The sequence below is a fragment of the Arthrobacter sp. B0490 genome, assembly GCF_002929355.1.
Classification (GTDB): Bacteria; Actinomycetota; Actinomycetes; order Actinomycetales; family Micrococcaceae; genus Arthrobacter_D.
In genome coordinates this window covers 1-508 of record NZ_PJIR01000191.1, presented here as the reverse complement: position 1 = coordinate 508, position 508 = coordinate 1, and the positions used below count along the sequence as shown (strand labels likewise).

Annotated in this window: 1 pseudogene; it reads left to right on the top strand. The window is 58.9% G+C overall.

The window, feature by feature from the left end:
* Positions 1-508 (top strand): annotated as a pseudogene (rpoB, locus tag CXQ97_RS21375) (DNA-directed RNA polymerase subunit beta); the annotation flags it as partial.

The following is a 508-nucleotide window of genomic DNA, read 5'->3' as shown; positions in this document are numbered from 1 at the left end:
ATCAAAGGCGAAACCCTGGCGCTGGAGCTGGTACCGCAGCGTCTGCGCGGCGAGATCGCTACTTTCGACATCAAGGATGACAGCGGCAAGGTCATCGTCGAGCAGGGCCGTCGCATCACCGCTCGCCACATCAACCAGCTCGACAAGTCCGGCATCAAAGAACTCGAGATGCCGATGGACTACGTCCTGGGTCGTACCGTCGCCAAGGCGATCGTGCATCCGGCCACCGGCGAAATCATCGCGGAGTGCAACACCGAGCTGACGGTTGATGCCATGGCGAAGATCGTCAAGGCTCAGGTCGTTCGTTTCGAGACCCTGTACACCAACGATATCGACTGCGGTCCGTTCATTTCCGATACGCTGAAGATCGACTCGACCACCAACCAGCTTGAAGCGCTGGTCGAGATCTATCGCATGATGCGTCCTGGCGAGCCGCCAACCAAGGATGCAGCCGAGACGTTGTTCAACAATCTGTTCTTCGCCTCGGAGCGCTACGACCTGTCCGCTG